The following is a 226-nucleotide window of genomic DNA, read 5'->3' as shown; positions in this document are numbered from 1 at the left end:
GCAAAAAAGGCAGGAATCTCTACAAGGGTTACAGTTGTTAATATACCAGATATTGACGTGGAGAAATGCAGAAAAGTTTCAGAGGAGCTCGGTTCGGACTTCCATATCAGGACACTCTCCGAGGCTGCAAGTAAAGAAATAGGGAATAATTAACTAATTCAAATGAAATCAGGTTTTTCTTTCATAAGAAGAGGGAATAAGAGTTTAAATGTGAGAATAAGAGTTT

This window comes from Methanosarcina sp. (assembly GCF_035390745.1).
GTDB lineage: Archaea > Halobacteriota > Methanosarcinia > Methanosarcinales > Methanosarcinaceae > Methanosarcina.
Note: the sequence above shows the minus strand (reverse complement) of the source record.